This window comes from Neolewinella persica DSM 23188, assembly GCF_000373105.1.
GTDB classification, from domain to species: domain Bacteria; phylum Bacteroidota; class Bacteroidia; order Chitinophagales; family Saprospiraceae; genus Neolewinella; species Neolewinella persica.
Window position 1 is genome coordinate 45,359 of the sequence record NZ_KB890419.1, and the last position, 20,528, is coordinate 65,886.

The following is a 20,528-nucleotide window of genomic DNA, read 5'->3' on the forward strand; positions in this document are numbered from 1 at the left end:
AAAGATAGAAAACGTTGGGGAGGCAGGAAAATTTTTGACGAAACATAACGTCATGGACTAAATCAGTACATTCGCACATCATGAGCAAAAGCTACCAAATTACCGAAGTAACCGATTTTAAGCACTTCCACGCTGTCCTCAATGAGGTTTACCGGGGAAATGATCAATATGTTTTTCCGCTACGGGGAGACATCGAGACGGTGCTGAGCGACAAGAATAGGGTGTACGACGGAACCAATCTGAAGCTTTGGGTCGTCCTGGAAGAGGGCAAAAGGCCGGTTGGCCGGATAGCAGCCTTCATTGACCGGGAACGCAACGAAGAAATGGACCTGCCGGTTGGTGGCATCGGCTACTTCGAGAGCATTGAAGTAGATGCTGTAGCCGAATTACTGTTCAACGCTGCCGAAGGTTGGCTGAAGGAGGAGGGGATGCATGCCGTAGACGGACCCATCAACTTTGGCGAGCGCGACAAATTTTGGGGGCTGCTGGTCCGTGGCTGGTACCGGCCTATTTACCAGGAGACTTATAATCCGCCCTACTATCAGCGGATGTTCGAAGACCGGAGCTACCGCCCCCACGAGCAATGCTTTACGATGCGTGGCATCGTTTCCCAATTCCCTGCCGAAAAGCTCAAGAAGCTTGCGGGGCTTGTTCGGGAGAAGTACGGACTATACACCAAAACGCTGGATAAGAACAACCTGCTGGAGGGAGCTGAAGATTTCGCAGCGGCCTACAACTCTGCTTTTACGCACTTGCCTTACTTCAAACCTCTTTCGAGTGACGATGTCTACCCAACCTTTAAGCAGATGAAGCCAATTATGGACCCTTATCTGACTTCTCTGGCGTATGACAAGAATGATAAGCCAATTGGTATGGCCGGACTTATCCCCGATATAAACTGCTTCATGAAGGGCGTCAACGGAAAAATGGACTGGAAAGGTCTCCCCCGTTTTCTCTGGAGGCTTAAGTTTCAGAAAAAGCCGCGCAACTGCAAGGGCGTCGCTTTTGGTATTGCAAGCAAGTATCAGGGAATGGGCGTCTACCCCCTAATGATCGATGCGATGTACCAGGGTGGGGACCAGCACAACCGGAGGACCTACAAATACGTCGACCTGGCCACCATCCGTGGTCACAACGATGTAATGGTGTCTACCTGTCGGAGGATGAGTACAGAGGTTCACCGCGTGCACATCGCTTACCGAAAAGCACTGGTCTCCGGCGCTACCTGGGAGGCGTTTTCTATGATGGATGTGGAACATGTGGAGATGGGGGTTTATGGGCAGGGAGAGTAGTTGTGCGCAAAAAATCCTAATGTGTACCTTCCTGATCTCCGAAGTCCACCCCTTCGAAGACGGAAACGGCCGCGTTGCACGGCTCATGATGAATGCCGAACTAACCGCCAGTGGCCAGGCGAAGATCATTATCCCCACCGTATATCGGGGCGACTACCTGCTCAACCTCCGCCTTCTTACCAGAAAACACGATACCACCGCTTACATCCGTATGATGGACCGCGCTCACGCCTTCAGCTACTGGCTCGAACCAGGGAACTATCCCGATCTCAAGGCTCAGTCCAAAGGAAGTAATGCGTTCGAGGAGGAGGGGACGGTGTTGGTGTTTTAGTCTTTTGGTGCTGTTGGTCCCATACCCTAACAGACCAATAGGACCAATAGACTAATAACACCAATTACTGCTTAGTATAATGCTTCTTATCCGTAAGGGAGTCCACCGGATTCCGCCAGCCAGTGCCTACGCCACTCCAAAGGGCATCCGATTGCAGCGGCCCCCAGGTGCCGGCAGTGTAGCTGTACAGAGGCACTTCGTTGTTCTTCCACGCCTCCAGAATGGGGTCGATGAATGCCCAGGCGGCCTCGACACTGTCTCCACGCGCATACAGGGTCGGTTCTCCCTTCATACAGTCTAGTAGCAGGCGGGTGTAGGCGGCGGGTACATCGTTTTTGGTCAGGTCGCGGTAGAAGAAGTCCATGTCTACGTTCTTGACACGGAACCCTTCACCGGGTACTTTCATCCCGAACTCGAGGGCCATACCTTCGTCTGGTTGAATCCGGATGATCAGTTGATTGTCGCAGCTCAGCGCAAAATCGTCGTATTCGGAGAACAGGGCCTGGGGCGGATTCTTGAAGGTGATGACGACTTCCGTCAGTTTGAGTGGGAGGCATTTGCCCGTCCGGACGAAAAAAGGAACGCCCGCCCAGCGCCAGTTGTCGATGAAAAACTTCATGCCAACGTAGGTTTCCGTCTTGCTGTCGTCTGGTACGCCCGGTGCGTCGCGGTAGGAGACAACGTCTCCGGTCTTGGTGCGCCCTTCGGTGTACTGAGCCCGGATTACCTGGTTCTTGACGTCCTTTTTGGTGATGGGACGAAGGGACTTGAAGAGCTTGAGTTTCTCGTCGCGGATAGATGGCGCATCGGCTCGAATGGGCGGTTCCATCGCTACGTGAGCAAGTACCTGCAGGAGGTGATTTTGCACCATGTCCCGCATCGCTCCGCTCTCGTCGTAGTAGCCGCCACGGCTACCAACGCCAACGGTCTCGGCAGCGGTGATCTGGACAGATTGTACGTAATTGCGGTTCCACAGCGGTTCGAAGAAACCGTTGGCAAAGCGGGTCACCAAGAGGTTCTGGACCGTTTCCTTGCCGAGGTAGTGGTCGATCCGGTAAATGCTATTCTCCGGGAAGTTGGACTGGATGTCTTGATTGAGCTTGATGGCCGAAGCTTCATCGTAGCCAAAAGGCTTCTCTACAATAATCCGGGCCCAGCCGTTCTTATTGTCGTTCAGGCCTGCCTTCGCGAGGGCACCGGGGATGGTGCTGTAGAGCTTCGGTGGGGTAGAGAGGTAGAAAATATAGTTCTGACCAACGCCCAGGTCTTTGTCTAGTTTTTTCAGACGCTTGGACAGGTTGTTGATGTCTTTTTCACCGTCGTAAGTGGCGAGGTCCTGGTAAAACAGTTTTTTCGCAAATGCTTTTACGTCCTCGTCTGTAGCGTCCTTTTTATCGAAATGCTCGTTGTTGAAGACCACTTTGTCGCGGAACCCTGCGTCCGTAAAATCGGTGCGGGAGGCACCGAGCAGGGCAAAATTCTTAGGGAGGTAGCCACCCCGAAACAGGTCAAAGACGGCAGGTACCAGCTTACGTTGGGCTAAATCGCCGGATGCGCCGAAGATGACGAGTACGTGAGGGTCTAAACTATTGGGCATTCTTGATGAATTTTGTTGTCTGGGGCAAGACTATTGTACGCAGGTAAGGGGAAGCTCGTTAGAAAACGGTTCTTATCAAGCTCTTATTAACAAAGGTGACAACTTTTAGTAAGGTTTACGGCATGAGCGAAGTAATTTTAGCCCACACTAATAAATCAAGCTACGATGACCATTGGCATCGCCACCGACCACGGAGGCATTGAACTAAAGCAACAACTCCAGGAATACCTCGTAAAAAAGGGCTTTGACGTTAAAGATTTCGGAGCTTACGAATACGACGCAAAGGATGACTTTCCCGATTTCGTAGTGCCGCTGGCCCGGGCCGTCGGTGCCGGAGAGATAGACCGGGGGATCGCCTGTTGCGGTAGCGGCGTCGGTGCCAGCATTGCTGCCAACAAGATAAAAAATGTCCGGGCCTGCCTCATCAACGAAACCTACTCAGCGCGCCAGGGGGTCGAGCACGACGACATGAACATGATCTGCCTCGGTGGCCGCGTCATCGGCATCGCCCTGGCCGAGGAACTGGTCAATAATTTCCTGGGCGCCAATTACCAGGGCTTGCCCCGGCAATTGCGACGGATGGGGAAGATTGCGGACCTGGAGAAGTAGGCAAGGCTCAGGTTTTAGCATTCAGGGCTCAGGGCTCAGTATTTAGGGTTCAGGTTTCAGATTCTTTCCGCGGCTAAAACCTGAACACTGATCCCTGTAAATGAGCCCTGAATGCTGCATCCTGCACACTACAATGAGGCGCGGCCGCAGGTGCAGGTACCGGTTGAGGGCTTGTGGCCCGACCTGAGCAAGGGAGCGCAGCAACTTCGCTCAGTGTGAGGCCGGATACCATCATCACGCCGACACTCCGGTAGCCTGCCGGCCCCGTTGGCGGTTGGGGAGTATGCCCTTAAACCCTTCCCATTGCACCTGCGGCCCCGCCCGGAATAAACTCACCATATTTACGCAATGGGCGGGCGGGCTATACCCCGAGAATTGTCGCCCCAACAGACCAACATGACCAACAGCCCCACCCACACCATCATCTTCGACATCGGCAACGTCCTCATCGGCTGGAACCCCTTGCTGCTCTATAATAAGGTCTTCGATACGCAGGAGGAAGCGGCCTGGTTTGTCAACAACATCACCCACCTGGACTGGAACGAAGAACAGGATCGCGGCCGGCCTGTTGCTGAGGCGACGGAACTGCTCGTGGCTGAGCACCCCAAATGGGAACGGGAAATCAGGATGTACTACGACCGCTGGACGGAACACTTTAGCGGCCCTATCCCCGGTACGGTAGACATATTGAAAGCCCTCCACGCCAGCGGAAATTATCGCCTGCTGGCCCTCACCAACTGGAGTGCTGAACTCTTCCCCTGGGCCCGGGAAAACTTCGACTTTTTGCAGCTCTTCGAAGACATCATGGTCTCCGGAGAGGTGAAAATGAAAAAGCCCAATCCGGACATTTACCTCCACCTGGCGAAGACTTACGACCTGGGGGATTTCTCCGGCTGCCTGTTTATTGACGACAGTGAGCGCAATGTTGTTGCGGCGCGGAAGCTGGGGCTGGATAGTATCCGCTTTGTGGGGGCGGAGGGGCTGAAGGCAACCCTGGTTATCGAAAAGGGATTGGTTTTTGGTTAGTGCTTTGTCAGGTCGATAGGGCGACCTGACCAGCAATTCACAGTGCAACCACCGCCTGAAGAAGTTATATGGGTACTCCGGCGAGGGTTTCGAATACCTGAAGAAGGTTGTTGTCGGTGGGGTGGGAGATCACTTGCCCGACAGCATCCAACGATTACTCGACGAGGAAGTACTTGAGCCCTTTGGCATGAGCAATACCTATTTCAAGCGTGATCCTAAACTGAGTGAGCGTGGCATCTCCGGCCACCTGCATCTCCGGCCGACCGTCCAGGAGTACGGCCTCTGGCCGGGGATGGCTTTCAGTATGCACACCAACGCGCAAGACTTTGCCCCCTTCGCCATTGCCCTGCTGGAGCGGAAAGGGCTCCGCCCGGAACAAGCCGAAGACATGTTTTCTTACCATACCTTACAACCCGAAGAGAATTTTATGGAAGGGTATAAAGCTGGTTTCGGCCTGGGGATAGCCTTGAGGGATTCCCCGTACGGACTAGTATTCGGCCACGGTGGGAATAATGGAGATTTTCGCTGCCAGTTTGAGGTTTATGACGAGCTGAAGATGGGGTACATCATTTTTACCAATTCCAGTACTGGCGGGCCATTGAACTTTGATTTGTTTCGTTTTCTGGTGGAAGGCGAAGGGAAGCAGCTGAGTAAAGAATAAGTGGAGTGTTAAAGCCTTTAACACCCTGATCACCAACGATATAGTCGTCGATTCTCGTCTTACAGGTTGAAAGGCTCTTCGGGGCCAAATTGACAATTTAAATAATCCCCTGTACTATGAAAACGTTTCTCTTATTCCCTGTTTTATTCATGGCTTTTGCCCTCTTGTCTTGCGAAAAGGACAATGAGCTGGCCACTCCGCTAAGTGGCGAATGGCGTTTGGTGGAAGTCTATGCTGATCCCGGCGACGGCTCCGGGTCGTTTGAGCCAGTCACGAGTAATAAGACCATTACTTTTGGCGAAGATGGTGCTTACACCGCAAAGGGTGACCTCTGCACGATGAATGAAGCCGCTGACACGGAAACCAGCGGTAAGTTCTGGAGTGAAGACCAGAACGTGGAGCCAAATGAATGTATCTCGCTAGCCCCCCGCTCGGGTATTACCTACGAGTTTGTAGGAGGCGAACTCATTCTGTCCTACCCTTGTATTGAGGCTTGCCAGCACAAATACCGTAAGCAGTAGTGGGTTTTCCGTAGCGCATAGAATGCACCTACTTGCCTTCTGAAAGAAGGCTGTATGCTTTAGACTAACTAAATACTAAGTTGCCTCTCCCCTGTTTTGAACAGTTGGGAGAGGCATTTTTTTGCGGAGGACCGAATGCTAAGGTGCTCTCTTCGCTTCCTGTATATACGTTAGCCATCGGACAAAATCTGCAGGTTAAGCAAACATAACCTTGCCCACCCTTTAGCCTCCCGCCGAGTTTCCTATCTTTGCGTGAATTTGACCCCGCCCAAAAAATCATGGATCAACCACGCGCCATCCTCCTCTTAGCCGACGGAACCTTTTACGAAGGGAAAGCCGCCGGTAAAACCGGCACAGCGACCGGAGAAATTTGTTTTAACACCGGAATGACCGGCTACCAGGAAGTCTTCACCGACCCCTCCTACTTCGGCCAGTTGTTGGTAACGACCAATGCCCACATCGGTAACTACGGTACCATGAAGGCAGACACTGAATCTGACAGTGTCAAAATAGCCGGCCTTATCTGCAAAAATTTTACGGTTCCCTTTAGCCGGCACATCGGAGAGGCTTCCATCCAGGATTACCTGGAAGGAGAAGAACTAGTTGGGATCAGCGATGTGGATACCCGCCAGATTGTTCGTCATATCCGCACTCAGGGCGCCATGAACGGTATCATCTCCAGCGAGATATTCGATCTGGATGAATTGAAAAAATTGTTGGCCAAGGCACCCAATATGGACGGCCTTGAACTGGCGAGCAAAGTCACGACCGACAAGGCCTACACCCTCGGCGAAGAAAATGCCAAATACCGTGTTGCCGTGCTTGACCTGGGGACGAAGAAAAACATCCTTCGGAACTTCGTTAAACGAGACTGCTTCGTGAAGGTCTTTCCCGCCAAAACGAGTATGGACGACATCCGTGCCTTCAACCCCGATGGCCTCTTCCTCTCCAACGGCCCCGGAGATCCTGGCGCGATGGACTACGCCGTAGATACTGCCAAAGCCATGCTGGAGGAAGAAAAACCATTGTTCGGCATTTGCCTCGGTCATCAGATCCTGGCACGGGCCGTAGGCATTCCAACTTACAAAATGCACCACGGTCACCGTGGCATCAATCACCCGGTGAAGAACCTGGTGACCGGCAAATCAGAGATCACCAGCCAGAACCACGGCTTCGGCGTTTCTCCTGAAGCCATTGAGAAAAACCTGGACGTAGTAGAAGTTACACACCGTAACCTCAATGATGATACCATCGAAGGCATCCGCATCGTTGGAAAGCCAGCCTTTAGCGTACAGTACCACCCCGAGGCCAGCCCCGGTCCACACGACGCTGCTTACCTCTTCGATCAGTTCGTAGATCTGATCGCTGAAAAGAAAGGCTAACGCCGCATCCCGCATGATCCCAGCGGGATCGAATCGTTTTAACCCCGGACGTAGCAAGATGCGCAGCATCGAACGAAGTCCGGAGACATCACCCCCACCCAAGAAAAATTATACATACATGAGTAGTATCCTAGACGTAAGAGCCCGCCAAATCCTCGACAGCCGTGGTAACCCCACTGTAGAAGTGGAAGTGATCACCGGCGACGGTGCCGTAGGCCGTGCGGCAGTTCCAAGTGGTGCGAGTACCGGCAAATATGAAGCAGTGGAACTGCGCGACAACGATAAAGATGTGTACGTCGGTAAAGGTGTCCTTAAGGCCGTAGCCAACGTAGAAGAAAAGATCGCCGAAGAATTACTCGGCGTTGACGTGACCGACCAGCGTTACATCGATGAGACGATGATCGAACTGGACGGCACCCCCAATAAAAGTAAGCTAGGTGCCAACGCCATCCTCGGTGTTTCCCTGGCGTGTGCCAAGGCAGCTGCCATTGAGCAGAACATGCCCCTGTACCGCTACGTCGGCGGTGTGAACGCTCATACGATGCCCGTACCGATGATGAACATCCTCAACGGCGGTAGCCACGCGGACAACAGCATCGACTTTCAGGAATTTATGATCATCCCGCTGGGTGCCGATACCTTCAGCGAGGCCCTGCGGATGGGCGTGGAGACCTTCCACCACCTCAAGAATGTGCTGAAAAGCAAGGGGTACTCTACGAACGTAGGCGATGAAGGCGGCTTCGCCCCCAACATTAAAAGTAACGATGAGGCGATTGAAATCGTCCTCGAATCCATAGAGAAGGCCGGCTACAAGCCTGGTGATGATATGATGATTGCAATGGATGCCGCTGCTTCCGAATTCTACGACAGCAAAGAAGGGGTTTACCACTTCCATAAGTCCGACGGTCGTAAGATCGAATCTGCCGCAATGGTCGATTACTGGAAGACCTGGGTCGACAAATACCCAATCTTCTCCATCGAAGACGGCCTGGACGAGGACGACTGGAAAGGATGGGCCGCACTCAACCAAAGCTTTGGTGACCGCTGCCAGCTGGTGGGCGACGACCTGTTCGTGACCAACACTGAACGCCTCAGCCGGGGTATCAAGGAAGGCAGTGCCAACTCGATTCTGGTAAAGGTTAATCAGATCGGTTCCCTTACTGAAACGATCAATACCGTTAACATGGCCCACCGGGCTGGCTACACCAGCGTAATGAGTCACCGCTCCGGCGAAACTGAAGACGTTACCATTGCCGACCTTGCCGTTGCCCTGAACTGTGGCCAGATCAAGACCGGCTCCGCCAGTCGCTCCGACCGGGTCGCTAAGTACAACCAACTTCTTCGTATTGAGGAGGAATTGGGCAGCACGGCTTACTTCCCGGGACGTGATTTGCTCAAGAAACTCGGACGATAGTAATTTGGACTATTGGGGCTATTGGTCTGTTGGTGCGTATCTTGCGAAACTAACTGACCAATAGCACCAACAGACCAATAGCCCCAACTATGGCTCGCAAAAAGAAATCCGACCCCATCGCCGACCTCTGGAACAAGGTTCCGCCCTACCTGCGGAATCGCTATTTCCTGGCGCTGGTGGCCTTTACCTTTTTCATGGTCTTTATTGACCGGCACGACATCGCTACGCAATTCCGTTTGCACTCCACCGTAAACCGGTTGGAAGAAAGCCTGCAGGGATACGATGAGTTGATCGACAATGCCGAAGCCGAGAAAATGGATATGGAAGCTAATCGGGAAACCTTTGCCCGGGAGGGATACTTCATGCAGAAGGATGATGAAGATGTCTTCATTATCGTAGAGGAAGAGGAGGAGTAAGTTCCCCGGACTGATTATTTGAACAGCCTGATTTAACGCGTAAGCCCCGATTCATTAGATATGGATCGGGGCTTACTCGTATTAACCTTTGGCTCTTTTACCTGGTACCGATTATGAGGCTCCGAACGCCGTATCCCGTATTTGTTACGACGCGGAGGTAATAGGCTCCGGTAGGTAGTGAGGAGAGGTCCAGCGTTAGCTGGTTACGCCCCGGAAGGGAGCGCAACTCGCGACTGAGCACGTGCTGGCCGTTAGCAGAAATAACACTAATACTTGCCGTCTCTGCCTGAAGACTTTCCCAGCTGAGCGTAGTAAAGCCATTTGCGGGGTTTGGCGCGAGCTGTAATGCGGTTGGCTCCGGTAATGTAGGGTCCGGTCGGACCGCCACCGGTATGTCTCCGCTTATCCGTGTCCAAAACACTTTGTGGTGGAAATCGGTAAAGTCCATGTAAGTTCCGGCAATGACGGTTTGTCCTTGCTCATCAAAGGAGAGGCTATTGAGAACGATCGGGCTTAAGTAATTATTGAGAACGACCCGCTCTGCGAGTGGCGTACCATCTGCGTCAAAGGTGTGATAGGTTACCCGGTTGTCGTAGCCCCTGAAATTAATGATCCGGTTGCTTTCACTGGTAATAACCGTAATGGAATCTGATTCGGGATGAAACGCTGCGATAGCACTCACCAGATTGAAATCATACTGCCTGCTTTGTTTCCAGTTCAATTCTCCGGTTGCTGCATCTACATTCAGTATGGACAATTGATCTCTGTTATTCACTCCAATGATGGAAGTGGATCGGCCACTTATTAGGAGGCTGTTATCAGTAGCACGATAGTCCAGTTTAGCCAGCCGGAGCCGGTCAGTTACTTCTGGTTCATTGAGTAATGCTGAATACAGTTTGTTCCCCGCTCCATCAGTTTTAATGAGTAATGTCTGAATCCTATCCGGATTATAATTGTTGGCAAAGTAGAGATTACCTTCCTGGTCAAAAGTGATACGGGTGGGGCGGAAATCGATAAAGTCTGCCGAAATTAAAGTGTCAAAACGAATCAATCCTTCGGGGGAAAGACGGGTCAGGTGCAACCCACGATCATCAGCTCCAAACTGGCTAAGGAAGTAGACGACGGCGTAGTCTCCATCTGGGAGGCGTACCGTCTGGTTACGACTGGCGTAACGAATGATCCTCGTCTCAATGGTCACGGAGTCAGTTGTCCGTAACGCTTCGTCCAATTGTAGAAATTGCAACCGCTCCCGAGGGCCACTTCCGTTGAGCTGACTGGTAATATATCCACCATCTTCTTTTGGGTATAACTGGCCAAAGAAGAAGTCCTCTCGCTCGGTAAAACGGTTAGCTATGAGATTACCAGCGGTATCGGTAACGTGTATCGAAGGATACCAATCGTCAAAAGAACGTTCCTCATCGACACTGAGGGTTACGCGCTCTTCATTTACAACCATCTGTGACACCAATACATCGGTTTGCTCACTACCCGCACCGATTGTAATGCGATTATTGTCCGTAAAACCACTATTGAGATTTACCCGAACCAAGTCACTTCCATCCGCACGGCCCAGACCCCCATCCGTAACCAGGATTTTACCTTCCCTGACGGGTGTTCGGACTTTTTGGAAATTACTGAGTTGAGATGATCTGCTTTCATCCAATGAAAAGAAATCTTCGAAAAAGTAGGAGTACTCCGATGAAGCGGTTAACGCAATAAAGCGATCTTCGGAAAAGAAAAATTCACCTACCGGATATTTATCGTTCAAGAAACCGGACATTCTATAGTAGTACTCCTGAATTTCGCCACTTGCACTGATTTCAAAAAAACGAAAACAACTGTTTACGGTAAAATAGGTTCCACGCGCGGGAATGTAGACCAACCTGCTCAATCCGGGCAGTTCCACTAGATTTCCTTCGCAGGAAGTTTCCTGATCAACGGCGATAGAAAAAACCTCTTCGCCCGTACTACCGGTAAACGCTTTGGCCACCCACTGGCCGGGGGTGGCCTCATAAGTCGTGGCGACCTGAGCGTTAAGTCCGGGTTCAATACGTCCCCCTCCTTCGGTAAGTTGGAAAGCTGGCAGACTTACGGACCAGGAGGTCGTGAGTGTAGCAGGCTCAATGGCCATGATTTCGAGTTGCGGGGTGGCCGCAAGGTTGTCATCATAGCTAACGACGAGCGTTCCGTCGGGCAATACCACGAAATCGATTACCCGTTCGGCCACTCCGGGAGTAGGGAGACTAAATGCTTCGATAAACTCGAGGTCGGCACCGAAGCGCAGGAACTGCAAGTCTGGATAGCTGGCCTGGTCAATAGGGATGGATTCGGCCAGTACCCAAATGGTGCTGTCGGCTCCGGCCCGAACGCCTCGCACAAATTGATGATCCGGGAGTTGTACCCGTACGGAGTCGGTCAGCGTGTCTTGCTCGGACTCAAGCAGGTAAACAACAACATCAAGGTCAAGATTGTCGGGGTTCGTTACCTGGCCTGCGGCCAAAAAACCGTTGCCAGGAAAAGTGTCGAGGGCCGTAATTGTTGAGAAGTCGTTGCGTATGCCTACGGTCGTTTCAAAAGAAGCATCAAATTGTAGCTGCGCGTGGAGGTAAGTGGAGCAAAGTGCTACACAAAGAAGACAAAGGTGTCTCATGATTTTTCAGGTTAATAAGGTTTGTAAAAGGATCTTTATAAAGGTCAGAAGGTGTTTTAGTAGCGACAAATATAAATCTATTCACTACGAAGTATTTCCATTGGGTCCATCTTTTGACTACTAAACTCATAATTCTTACCTTCGCGGACGCTTAGCTTCCGGGTTGTTGCCTACACGCTTTTTTGGGCGCGGCCGCAGGATGCAAGGAACGGTTTTAAAGGAGCAAAGTCCGCTGGCGGGCACCAGTTCTTCAGGACCTTCCAAAGCCTCAATCTGCAATCAACAATCAACAATCTACAAATAGCACCACATGGCAGTTCTTGTAACTAAAGATTCAAACATCATCGTCCAGGGAATCACCGGAAAGGAAGGTGGTTTCCACGCCGGACAGATGAAGGAATACGGTACCAACCTGGTTGGTGGTGTTACCCCCGGAAAAGGCGGTCAGGAAACCCTGGGCGTTCCCGTATTCAACACCGTAGCTGAGGCGGTAGCCAAAGTCGGTGCTGACGTCACCGTTATCTTCGTGCCCCCGCCCTTCGCCGGTGATGCGATCATGGAGGCAGCGGTTGCTGGCATCAAGGTCATCATTTGTATTACCGAGGGTATCCCGGTACAAGACATGGTGAAGGTGCGTTCCTTCATCAACGATTACGACTGCCGCCTGATCGGCCCGAACTGCCCCGGCGTCATCACGCCCGGTGAAGCCAAGTGTGGTATCATGCCCGGATTCATCCACAACCCCGGCCGTATTGGCATCGTTTCCCGTTCCGGCACCCTGACTTACGAAGCCGTAGACCAGGTCACCAAGGCTGGTATGGGCCAGAGTACTTGTATCGGAATCGGTGGTGACCCCATCATCGGGACTACCACCAAGGACGCCGTAGAATTACTGATGAACGACCCCGATACCGACGGTATCGTGATGATCGGTGAGATCGGCGGTACAATGGAAGCCGACGCTGCCTACTACATCAAAGAACACGGCACTAAGCCAGTAGTCGGTTTCATCGCCGGACAGACGGCCCCGAAAGGTCGTACCATGGGCCACGCCGGTGCCATCGTAGGCGGTCATGAAGACACCGCCGAAGCCAAGATGAAGATCATGGCCGAATGTGGCATTCACGTAGTAAGCAGCCCGGCGGAGATCGGCATTACTATGGTGAAGGCGTTGAGTAAGTAATTTATTACTCCGTTTACGATAAAAATGCGCTGACGCTCTCTGGAACGTCAGCGCATTTTTTATGCCTGGTCAGGAGTTGGACTATAGTTGCCCCGGTCATCAGAGGTGATTTTGCGTTCGCGTAACGAATGCGGCCTTTAAGAAGTCTGTCCAGTAGGGGCGCCCCTTGCGGCTATGGTGTGCACACATCTTTACGGTGCTCTAAATGATCGCGATTTTACACATCCGATGAACTTTCAGCCGACTACGTCAGGCTGAAAGATGCATCGGATGAGAAAACCGCGTGACTGTCGAGCCGTTTTCTCATCGTAGGCATCTTTTTTGAGCACGGAGGCGAAGCCGAAGCGCTCAAAAAAGTTCCTCCGATGTGTAAAACGGCGGGTCTGTAAACTTGTGTGCACACCATAGCCCTTGCGGTCGCCCGACTGGTCGCCCAGCAGGTGAAATATATTCACCTCCGGAGCCCGAGACTGGTATAGCCAGTATCTTCCTGCAGTGAAGTTGTCTGTTCTAGGCCGAGTTGTTGTTTCAGGAGATTAAAATTATCCCCTCTATTGACGCAAGTCCGAATGGAAAATGAGGAATCACGATTCGCAATGGCTGGCCTTCTACCATTCCCTGCACCTGCGGCCGCGCCTGAACATCATCGTGCGCTACTCAGAACAGTTCAGGCATTGTTGAAGACACTACGACCTTGCATAAATTTAAACCAGTACTTCCCCCTACCTTTACCCACCAACCAAACCAATCCAATTGCCGCTAAAAGTCTTCTTGTCCATACTCCTGCTAGTGCTGCCAGCGAGCGGGGGCGGTCTGTGGAGCCAGGAAAGCCTTTCCTTTCCGAAGGTGCATGCGTTTACGACCAATACTTATGGTGGTGGCAACCAAAACTGGGACATCGCCCAGGGGGAGAACGGTTTGCTGTACGTAGCAAATACCTCCGGAGTCCTGAAGTACAACGGCGTTAACTGGACGACCCTTTCCTTGCCCGGGAATCCTACCGTACGTTCCCTTGCGGTAACTGAAGCCCGACTATATGCTGGTGGCTACGGCGAATTCGGCTACTTCGAAAACCCGGAAAATGCGGACCCGAAATGGATCTCTCTGGCAAGTGACCTTACCAGCCCTGACCGGAATGAGGAAATTTGGAATATTGAGCTATTGCCTGGCGGGTCAGTTGCTTTCCAATCTTTTGGCCGCCTTTTTATTTATGATGGGTCCTCGCTTCAAACGGTCGTTCCTCCGGGGGTGATGATGTTTGCGCGGGTGTGGAAAAACGATTTGATTGTTCCCGTAACGGGGCAGGGTCTTTTTCGCTGGACGGCCGAAGAAGGCTTTTCTCTTCTGCCCGGCACTACTGAGCTTGGAGACCAGGAAGTCGTCAGTATAGTACCCTGGGAAAACGGTCTGTTACTCGGCAACGCTGACGGAATTCTATTTTGGGACGGCACCAACTTGGTGCCATGGTCAGCCACCGTAAATGCACAACTTAGGGATCGTGAAATAAACAGACTGGAGGTGCTGAAGGATCACTCTTTGGCGATCGGTACCATCACCAGCGGTTTATATATTTGTAATCCGACGAAGCAGACATTACTTCACCTTGATGAGGTTAGTTCCCTGAGTAACAATACGGTGCTATCGCTTTTTCAAAGCGCTGCCGGTAATTTGTGGGTGGGCCTGGATCGTGGCATTGATCTGATTGACCGCTCCGGAGCGATTAAGTACCCCTCCAGAATGGAGCGACCACCGGGAGCTGTCTACGCTGCGCTTCAGTATGGCGGGCGAACCTACCTGGGGACGAACCAGGGGCTCTACTGGTTAGATACCTTGCGCGCCACCCCGATGTACCACCTGATTTCCGGTACCTCCGGCCAGGTCTGGGAGCTGAGACCTACGCCTAAGGGTTTACTTTGCGGGCATAATGAAGGAACTTTTCTGATTCAGGATACCACCTCCAACGTGATTTCTGAACGTTCGGGCGGTTGGCAAACGGTTGACTTGAAGGACGGGACCAACCGGCTGTTACAGGCGACCTACACTAACCTGCAATTACTAACGCCCGCAATAGCCGGGTTCGAAGCCGTTGACATTCCTGGGTTCAGTGCGCCTATTCGGTACCTTAGACAAACGGGACCAAGATCTTTTCTAGCACTCCATGGATCCAGGGGAGGATTTGTTGTCCATTTAAGCGAGGACTACCTGCGGGTCATTAGCACAGACACCTTAGGGGAGCCATCGTTGATCAAGGCTGGAATGGTTGCCTTCCATGACACGATACTGGTTCAGAACAACGAAGCAATCTACCATTTTAAAGAAGGGAAGCTGGAAAAAATAGCTGCTTTTCGCGGGGTCCCGCTTGAGCGAGGCAACTATTGCCTCAAGGGGGAGGAGCGCACCAATGAGTGGTTTGTTTATCAGCCTGACCGGGTCAGGGTATATCGAGGGAGCAGTCAGATAGCCGAAATGCCATTGCGCCTAAGGTATCCCTTCCCCGTTATTCTTCCCTGGAAAGACAACAAGTACCTGTTCTTACTCGAAGAAGGCTTTGCGGAGGTAGAGGTGTCAAAAGAGGAAGGCCCATTTCCCGGCCTGCTCTTACAATCTGCCTGCCGAACGAACCTGGATTGGCGCGTGTTGGAAACCAGCGATGCACTACCGGAACTCCATTATGCGAATAATGACCTGCACTTCTCGTTTGCACTTCCAGTATTTGACCGGCCGGTTCGTTACCGGAGCAGGTTGGTCGGATACTCCGCCGAAGACTGGTCGGCGTGGTCCTCACTGGGAGAGCGCGAGTTCACCAGTCTGCCAGCAGGTAATTACCGATTTGAAGTAGAGGCGAACTGGTTTGGCACAAAGGCAGAACGCTCTTTTTCCATTCTGCCACCCTGGTATCTATCTAATTTTGCCTACCTGGCTTATGCACTCTTTTTAATGGTGTTGGGCCGACTACTCTACCGGCTGCACCTGCGCCGGTTGGAAAGGCAGGCACGTCACCTTGAAGTAGTACGGAAAAGGGAATTACAACGGGAGCGCATCCTGGCCAGGAATCGGGAGCTTCGGACCGATGTAAAGCGAAAAAGTAAGGAGCTGGCGAATACAACCCTGACTTTGGCAAAGAAAAACGAAATGCTGCTGGCCCTGAAGGAGGAGTTAGCTAAAGGACATAATAACCCATCGGGAGGTATCGACCACCGAAAAGTAGGGAAGCTGATTGACCGGAACCTCAATAACAAAGAGGACTGGGCCATCTTTGAATCTCATTTCAACGAAGTCCACGAGGCATTCCTGAAACGCCTGCGAAAAGAACATCCTGAATTGACTACGGGTGACCTCAAACTGGCGGCTTACCTGCGTATGGACCTTAGCTCCAAAGAGATTGCTCCGCTGCTGCATATCTCGTTAAGGGGCGTAGAGAATAAGCGCTACCGGTTGCGGAAAAAACTGGGCCTGGGAGGGGACGATAATATGAATCGATATTTATTGGAATTTTAGATATGGTGAGAGCCTGTTAGCAAAAGGAATCTATACCTCTCCCCAACGGGTTCGGAAATTGTCGAAACCAGAAAAAAGGGGCCTGTGGTGTATTGGTGGTGAGGTGAATTCCTTGGCGATTTCCGGAAAATGGATCAATTTGAGCAAGACACAATTAACTGATTCGATTATGCTGAAATTTGATTTCTTCGCCTACCTGTTTTGCTGCGTAGTACTAGGAGTGTTTTCACCGGCGGTTCACGCTCAAACACCGGTAAATGATACCTTGCTCATTGACTTCGGAAATCGCCTTTCCCCAGGTCCCTGGAATAATATTCTGGAGCCGGCGGCTCCGGACACTACTACACTGACGAATTCGGCGGGCTTTACTACTACTTACGGTCTATCCGTATTCGACCCTTTTAACAATATTAACACAGGAGGTACGCAGGATCCAGACGCTGCCCTGGGCTTTCCGGCGACAGCGACGGGAGACAGTTTCTTTGGTAACGTAACAACCTTCGGAGGTCAGATCCAACTGACTGGTGGGGTGGAGCTGGTGAACCTCCTACCGGGGAAAAATTACTCCCTTACCCTTTTTGCTTCGAGAGATGCAGCGGACAACCGGGAAGCCCAGTACATTATAGAGGGCCTTACTTCGGACACCCTATATCTTGATGCTTCCGACAATGCCTCGATGGTCGTCATGTCCACAGTTCTTCCATCCGTAGATGGCCGTATTCGAATTACGGCCTCTACTGGCCCAGGTAATAATAATGCTGCGGGTTTCTATTATTTCGGTGCCATGAAAGTGGTGTACGCACACGAAGAAGTGGAGCTGCCACAGGATACTATTTTAGTGGACTTTGGCAACGTTATCTCTCCACTTCCCTGGAATAACCTCGCGGATCCCGTTGCCGGAACCATTCAGGATATGTTAAATACGGCCGGGTTCTCCTCTGCCTATGACATCAACGTTTTCGACGCGTTTAACAACATAAATACTGGCGGGACACAAACCCCTGACGTATCACTAGGGTTTCCGGCTACTGCAACGGGAGATAGTTTCTTCGGTAATGTGACGGAATTTGGCGGCCAGGTTCAACCTACGGGAGGGGTCGAGTTGACGGAGCTGCGCCCGGAGAAAACGTACACGCTAAGTCTCTTCGCCTCAAGGGATGCTACCGATGTGCGGGAAGCACAGTACATAGTGGAGGGCCTTACCCGCGACACGCTTTACCTTAATGCATCTGATAACACCGGCACTATCGTTACCACAACGTTGTTCCCTGCGGCAGACAGTACCTTACGGATCACCGCTGCGCCCGGACCGAATAATAACAATGGTGCGGGTTTTTATTACCTCGGTGCCTTGCGCCTGAACTACGATATGGAAGTACGGCCACCGATTGTCGACACCGGAGGCGATACCCTTTTGATTGATTTCGGGGACAATCTGTCGCCGATTCCCTGGAACAATGTAACCGACCCTGCGGTGGGGATGATTCCGGACTTGCTGACCGCCAACAACGCTTCCAGTGGCATTAGCCTTATCGTTTTGGATTCCTTTAACAATATTAATCGGAATGGAACACTGAGCCCGAACCCATCTATTGGATTCCCGGGAACGGCAACCGGCGACAGCTTCTTTGGTAACGTTGCCGCCTTCAGCGGCCAAACCCAACCAACCGGAGGAATAGAGCTTGGTAATATGGATCCGGATATACCCTATTCCTTTACCATCTTTGCCTCTCGATCAGCTTCGGACAATCGGGAAGCACAATACGTTCTGGAAGGTTTGACGCTGGATACGATTTATCTTGATGCTGCGTCGAATGCAGACAGTGTTTCTACGGCAACCTTATATCCCAACGCGGAAGGTGAAATTCGGATCACGGCCTCTCCTGGTCCAAATAATACGAATAGTTCCGGGTTCTATTACCTTGGAGCCATCAAGGTAGGCTACGAATCCACGCCAATTATTCCTCCCTTTGACACAATTTTAGTGGATTTTGGCGGTACAAATACTTCACCGGCACCTTGGAATAACGTGACCGACCCGGTGGCTGGTAGCATAGAGGACCTACCTAATTCCAGCGGTTTCTCAACGGGATATGCCCTCACCGTGGTCGATGCTTTCAACAATATTAATACTGCCGGTACCATTAACCCCGCCCCAGCCATCGGCTTGCCCGCAACAGCAACGGGTGACAGTTTCTTTGGCAATACACAGACTTTCGGCGGGCAATCCCAACCTACGGGAGGAATAGCACTAGAGAGCTTAAACCCTGAAAAGTCCTATACGCTTGAAATTTTCGCCTCCCGCACGGCAGCCGACAATCGGGAGACTCAATATGTTATCGAAGGGCTAACCAACGATACGTTATTCCTTAATGCTTCCTCTAACACGGACAGCGTCGCGACTACCACAATTTTTCCAGCACCCGACGGAAGCATCCTGATTACCGCTTCGGCAGGTCCCAATAATAACAACGCCTCCAGCTTTTACTATTTGGGAGCGCTAAAAATCATCTACGAAGATGAAGCTCCGGCCGGCGGCACCACTTTAACCTTACTTGCCCCGAACGGAGGGGAATTTTTACAGGCTGGAAAAACCACCCCGATCCGTTGGGAGAGCAGAAACCTGGCCAGGGTAATTTTAGATTATTCGATAGACGCCGGAAATTCCTGGATAGCCATCGATACTGTGGCAGGTTTTGCGCAGGAATATTTATGGACCATTCCGGACAGTCCTACTTTGGAAGGCCTGGTCAGACTTACCGCTGACACGCTCGTGGAGATTAGCGACGACGTTTTCGAAATTTCCCAAGACGGTACTTCGTGTAACATCGTGGTGCTGGGGTCTTCCACTGCAGAAGGTACTGGTGCCTCTTCCCCGGACAGTTCCTGGGTTAATCGTTTCGCTCACCTCCTGGCTGGTGACACACGGTATAAGGTGACCAATCTCGCGCGGGGAGGATTCACGTCCTACCATATTTTACCAACGGGTACGCAGATTCCAGCAGGTGTAAACATCAACATCGACCTTGCACGCAACGTCACCCGGGCACTGGAGGAGGATCCCTTTGCCATCATCGTAAATATGCCTTCAAATGATGCGGCCAACAACTTCCCGGTTGCGGACCAGCTGGCCAACTTCAAAGCAATCGCCGAGGCGGCGACCAGCCAGGGTGTTAGGGTATGGGTGGCAACTACCCAACCTCGCAATTTTACCAATCCGGCTCAGATAGCGATTCAGCGAAATGTCCGGGATTCTATCTTGTCCATTTATGGTGATTTTGCGATTGATTTTTGGAATGGCCTGGCTGCAGAAAGCGGTTTCATCCTCCCGGAATTCAACTCAGGAGACGGAGTACATCTCAATAATGCCGGCCACCGGCTTCTTTTCGAAAGAGTACAAGAGTTGGGGATCGACACTCTAAACTGCTCGTTGACAACGGCAGTAGATGACATACCCGGACGAACCAACCCCGTAGACGTTCGGGTTTTCCCTAACCCAAACGAAGGGAGATTTCAGGTAGAGGTCACAACTCTAATAAGAGGAGAGATGACGCTAAGCCTGGTTGATCTTTTGGGTAGGGAACTATACCGGACGAACGAATTTGTTCCGGCAGTAGACAATTACCGGATTTCCGTTAATCCGGGGATAAACGTCTCCAACGCACAGCAATTATTTTGTGTGATCACCCTCCGCACGGTTAATGGAGTCCAACGCAGCGTGATCCCATTGGTCTTCAACTAATACTACTATACTCCTCACGAAGTAGTTTGGGAAATTACGTGGCGCTGAGCGCCAGCAATCGCTATTGACCTCAGGTCAACTGCATCCCAAACCTTCACGGTCACGGTTTGGGTATATAAGGCAGCTACTAAAATTTCGGGGGGTGTAGGTGTAAAAGCCTGCATCCCCCGTAAGTTTTCAACAACTACAACGGGCTTATGCCGACG

14 protein-coding genes are annotated in these 20,528 nt (G+C 51.7%); 12 read left to right on the top strand and 2 right to left on the bottom strand.

All coding sequences use genetic code 11. The features are described 5' to 3' along the window. Positions 1-80: 80 nt before the first annotated feature. Together B036_RS0105760 and B036_RS0105765 are read left to right on the top strand one after the other, a co-directional pair. Positions 81-1,292 (top strand): hypothetical protein, encoded by a 1,212-nt coding sequence (locus tag B036_RS0105760; protein ID WP_020567741.1) that lies wholly within the window; start codon positions 81-83, stop codon positions 1,290-1,292. After that, positions 1,276-1,623 (top strand): Fic family protein, encoded by a 348-nt coding sequence (locus B036_RS0105765; RefSeq protein WP_264758366.1) that lies wholly within the window; start codon positions 1,276-1,278, stop codon positions 1,621-1,623. Before B036_RS0105760 ends, B036_RS0105765 begins: the two co-directional genes overlap by 17 nt. A 64-nt stretch (positions 1,624-1,687) precedes the next feature. On the opposite strand, the gene zwf is transcribed toward B036_RS0105765, so the two are convergent. Beyond that, the gene (gene zwf, locus B036_RS0105770) at positions 1,688-3,220 is read right to left on the bottom strand and encodes a glucose-6-phosphate dehydrogenase (RefSeq protein ID WP_020567743.1); all 1,533 of its coding nucleotides are present in this window, start codon (positions 3,218-3,220) and stop codon (positions 1,688-1,690) included. Positions 3,221-3,385: 165 nt separating this feature from the next. On the opposite strand from zwf, the gene B036_RS0105775 reads away from it, so the two are divergent. The 7 genes from B036_RS0105775 (at position 3,386) to B036_RS0105805 (ending at position 9,249) form a co-directional block, all read left to right on the top strand. Then, complete coding sequence (locus B036_RS0105775; protein WP_020567744.1) at positions 3,386-3,829, top strand: RpiB/LacA/LacB family sugar-phosphate isomerase; 444 nt, start codon at positions 3,386-3,388, stop codon at positions 3,827-3,829. A 396-nt stretch (positions 3,830-4,225) separates the two neighbouring features. Further along, the gene (locus B036_RS0105780; protein ID WP_020567745.1) at positions 4,226-4,855 is read left to right on the top strand and encodes an HAD family hydrolase; all 630 of its coding nucleotides are present in this window, start codon (positions 4,226-4,228) and stop codon (positions 4,853-4,855) included. 55 nt (positions 4,856-4,910) lie between these two features. Next, on the top strand, positions 4,911-5,516 hold the full coding sequence (locus B036_RS0105785; RefSeq protein ID WP_264758367.1) for a serine hydrolase domain-containing protein: 606 nt from the start codon (positions 4,911-4,913) through the stop codon (positions 5,514-5,516). 116 nt (positions 5,517-5,632) lie between these two features. After that, positions 5,633-6,037, top strand: a complete 405-nt coding sequence (locus B036_RS0105790; protein WP_026231729.1) for a hypothetical protein — start codon at positions 5,633-5,635, stop codon at positions 6,035-6,037. A 278-nt stretch (positions 6,038-6,315) separates the two neighbouring features. Continuing rightward, positions 6,316-7,419, top strand: a complete 1,104-nt coding sequence (carA, locus tag B036_RS0105795; protein WP_044101907.1) for a glutamine-hydrolyzing carbamoyl-phosphate synthase small subunit — start codon at positions 6,316-6,318, stop codon at positions 7,417-7,419. A 118-nt stretch (positions 7,420-7,537) separates the two neighbouring features. Next, positions 7,538-8,833, top strand: coding sequence for a phosphopyruvate hydratase (gene eno / locus B036_RS0105800; protein WP_020567749.1), 1,296 nt, complete (start codon positions 7,538-7,540; stop codon positions 8,831-8,833). An 89-nt stretch (positions 8,834-8,922) separates the two neighbouring features. Next, entirely contained in the window at positions 8,923-9,249 is a 327-nt protein-coding gene (locus B036_RS0105805) for a hypothetical protein (protein WP_020567750.1), read from the top strand. A gap of 97 nt (positions 9,250-9,346) precedes the next feature. Here the strand turns inward: B036_RS0105805 and B036_RS0105810 are convergent, their stop codons facing one another. Beyond that, positions 9,347-11,899, bottom strand: coding sequence for a T9SS type A sorting domain-containing protein (locus B036_RS0105810; protein ID WP_020567751.1), 2,553 nt, complete (start codon positions 11,897-11,899; stop codon positions 9,347-9,349). Positions 11,900-12,209: 310 nt separating this feature from the next. Here B036_RS0105810 and sucD point away from each other — a divergent pair, with 310 nt between their 5' ends. The 3 genes from sucD (at position 12,210) to B036_RS0105825 (ending at position 20,322) form a co-directional block, all read left to right on the top strand. After that, a complete protein-coding gene (gene sucD / locus B036_RS0105815; protein WP_020567752.1) occupies positions 12,210-13,082 on the top strand; it encodes a succinate--CoA ligase subunit alpha in 873 nt (290 codons plus the stop codon). Positions 13,083-13,853: 771 nt separating this feature from the next. Next, entirely contained in the window at positions 13,854-16,580 is a 2,727-nt protein-coding gene (locus tag B036_RS0105820; RefSeq protein ID WP_044101909.1) for a two-component regulator propeller domain-containing protein, read from the top strand. A gap of 169 nt (positions 16,581-16,749) precedes the next feature. Continuing rightward, complete coding sequence (locus B036_RS0105825) at positions 16,750-20,322, top strand: SGNH/GDSL hydrolase family protein (protein ID WP_020567754.1); 3,573 nt, start codon at positions 16,750-16,752, stop codon at positions 20,320-20,322. The last annotated feature ends 206 nt before the right edge of the window (positions 20,323-20,528 follow it).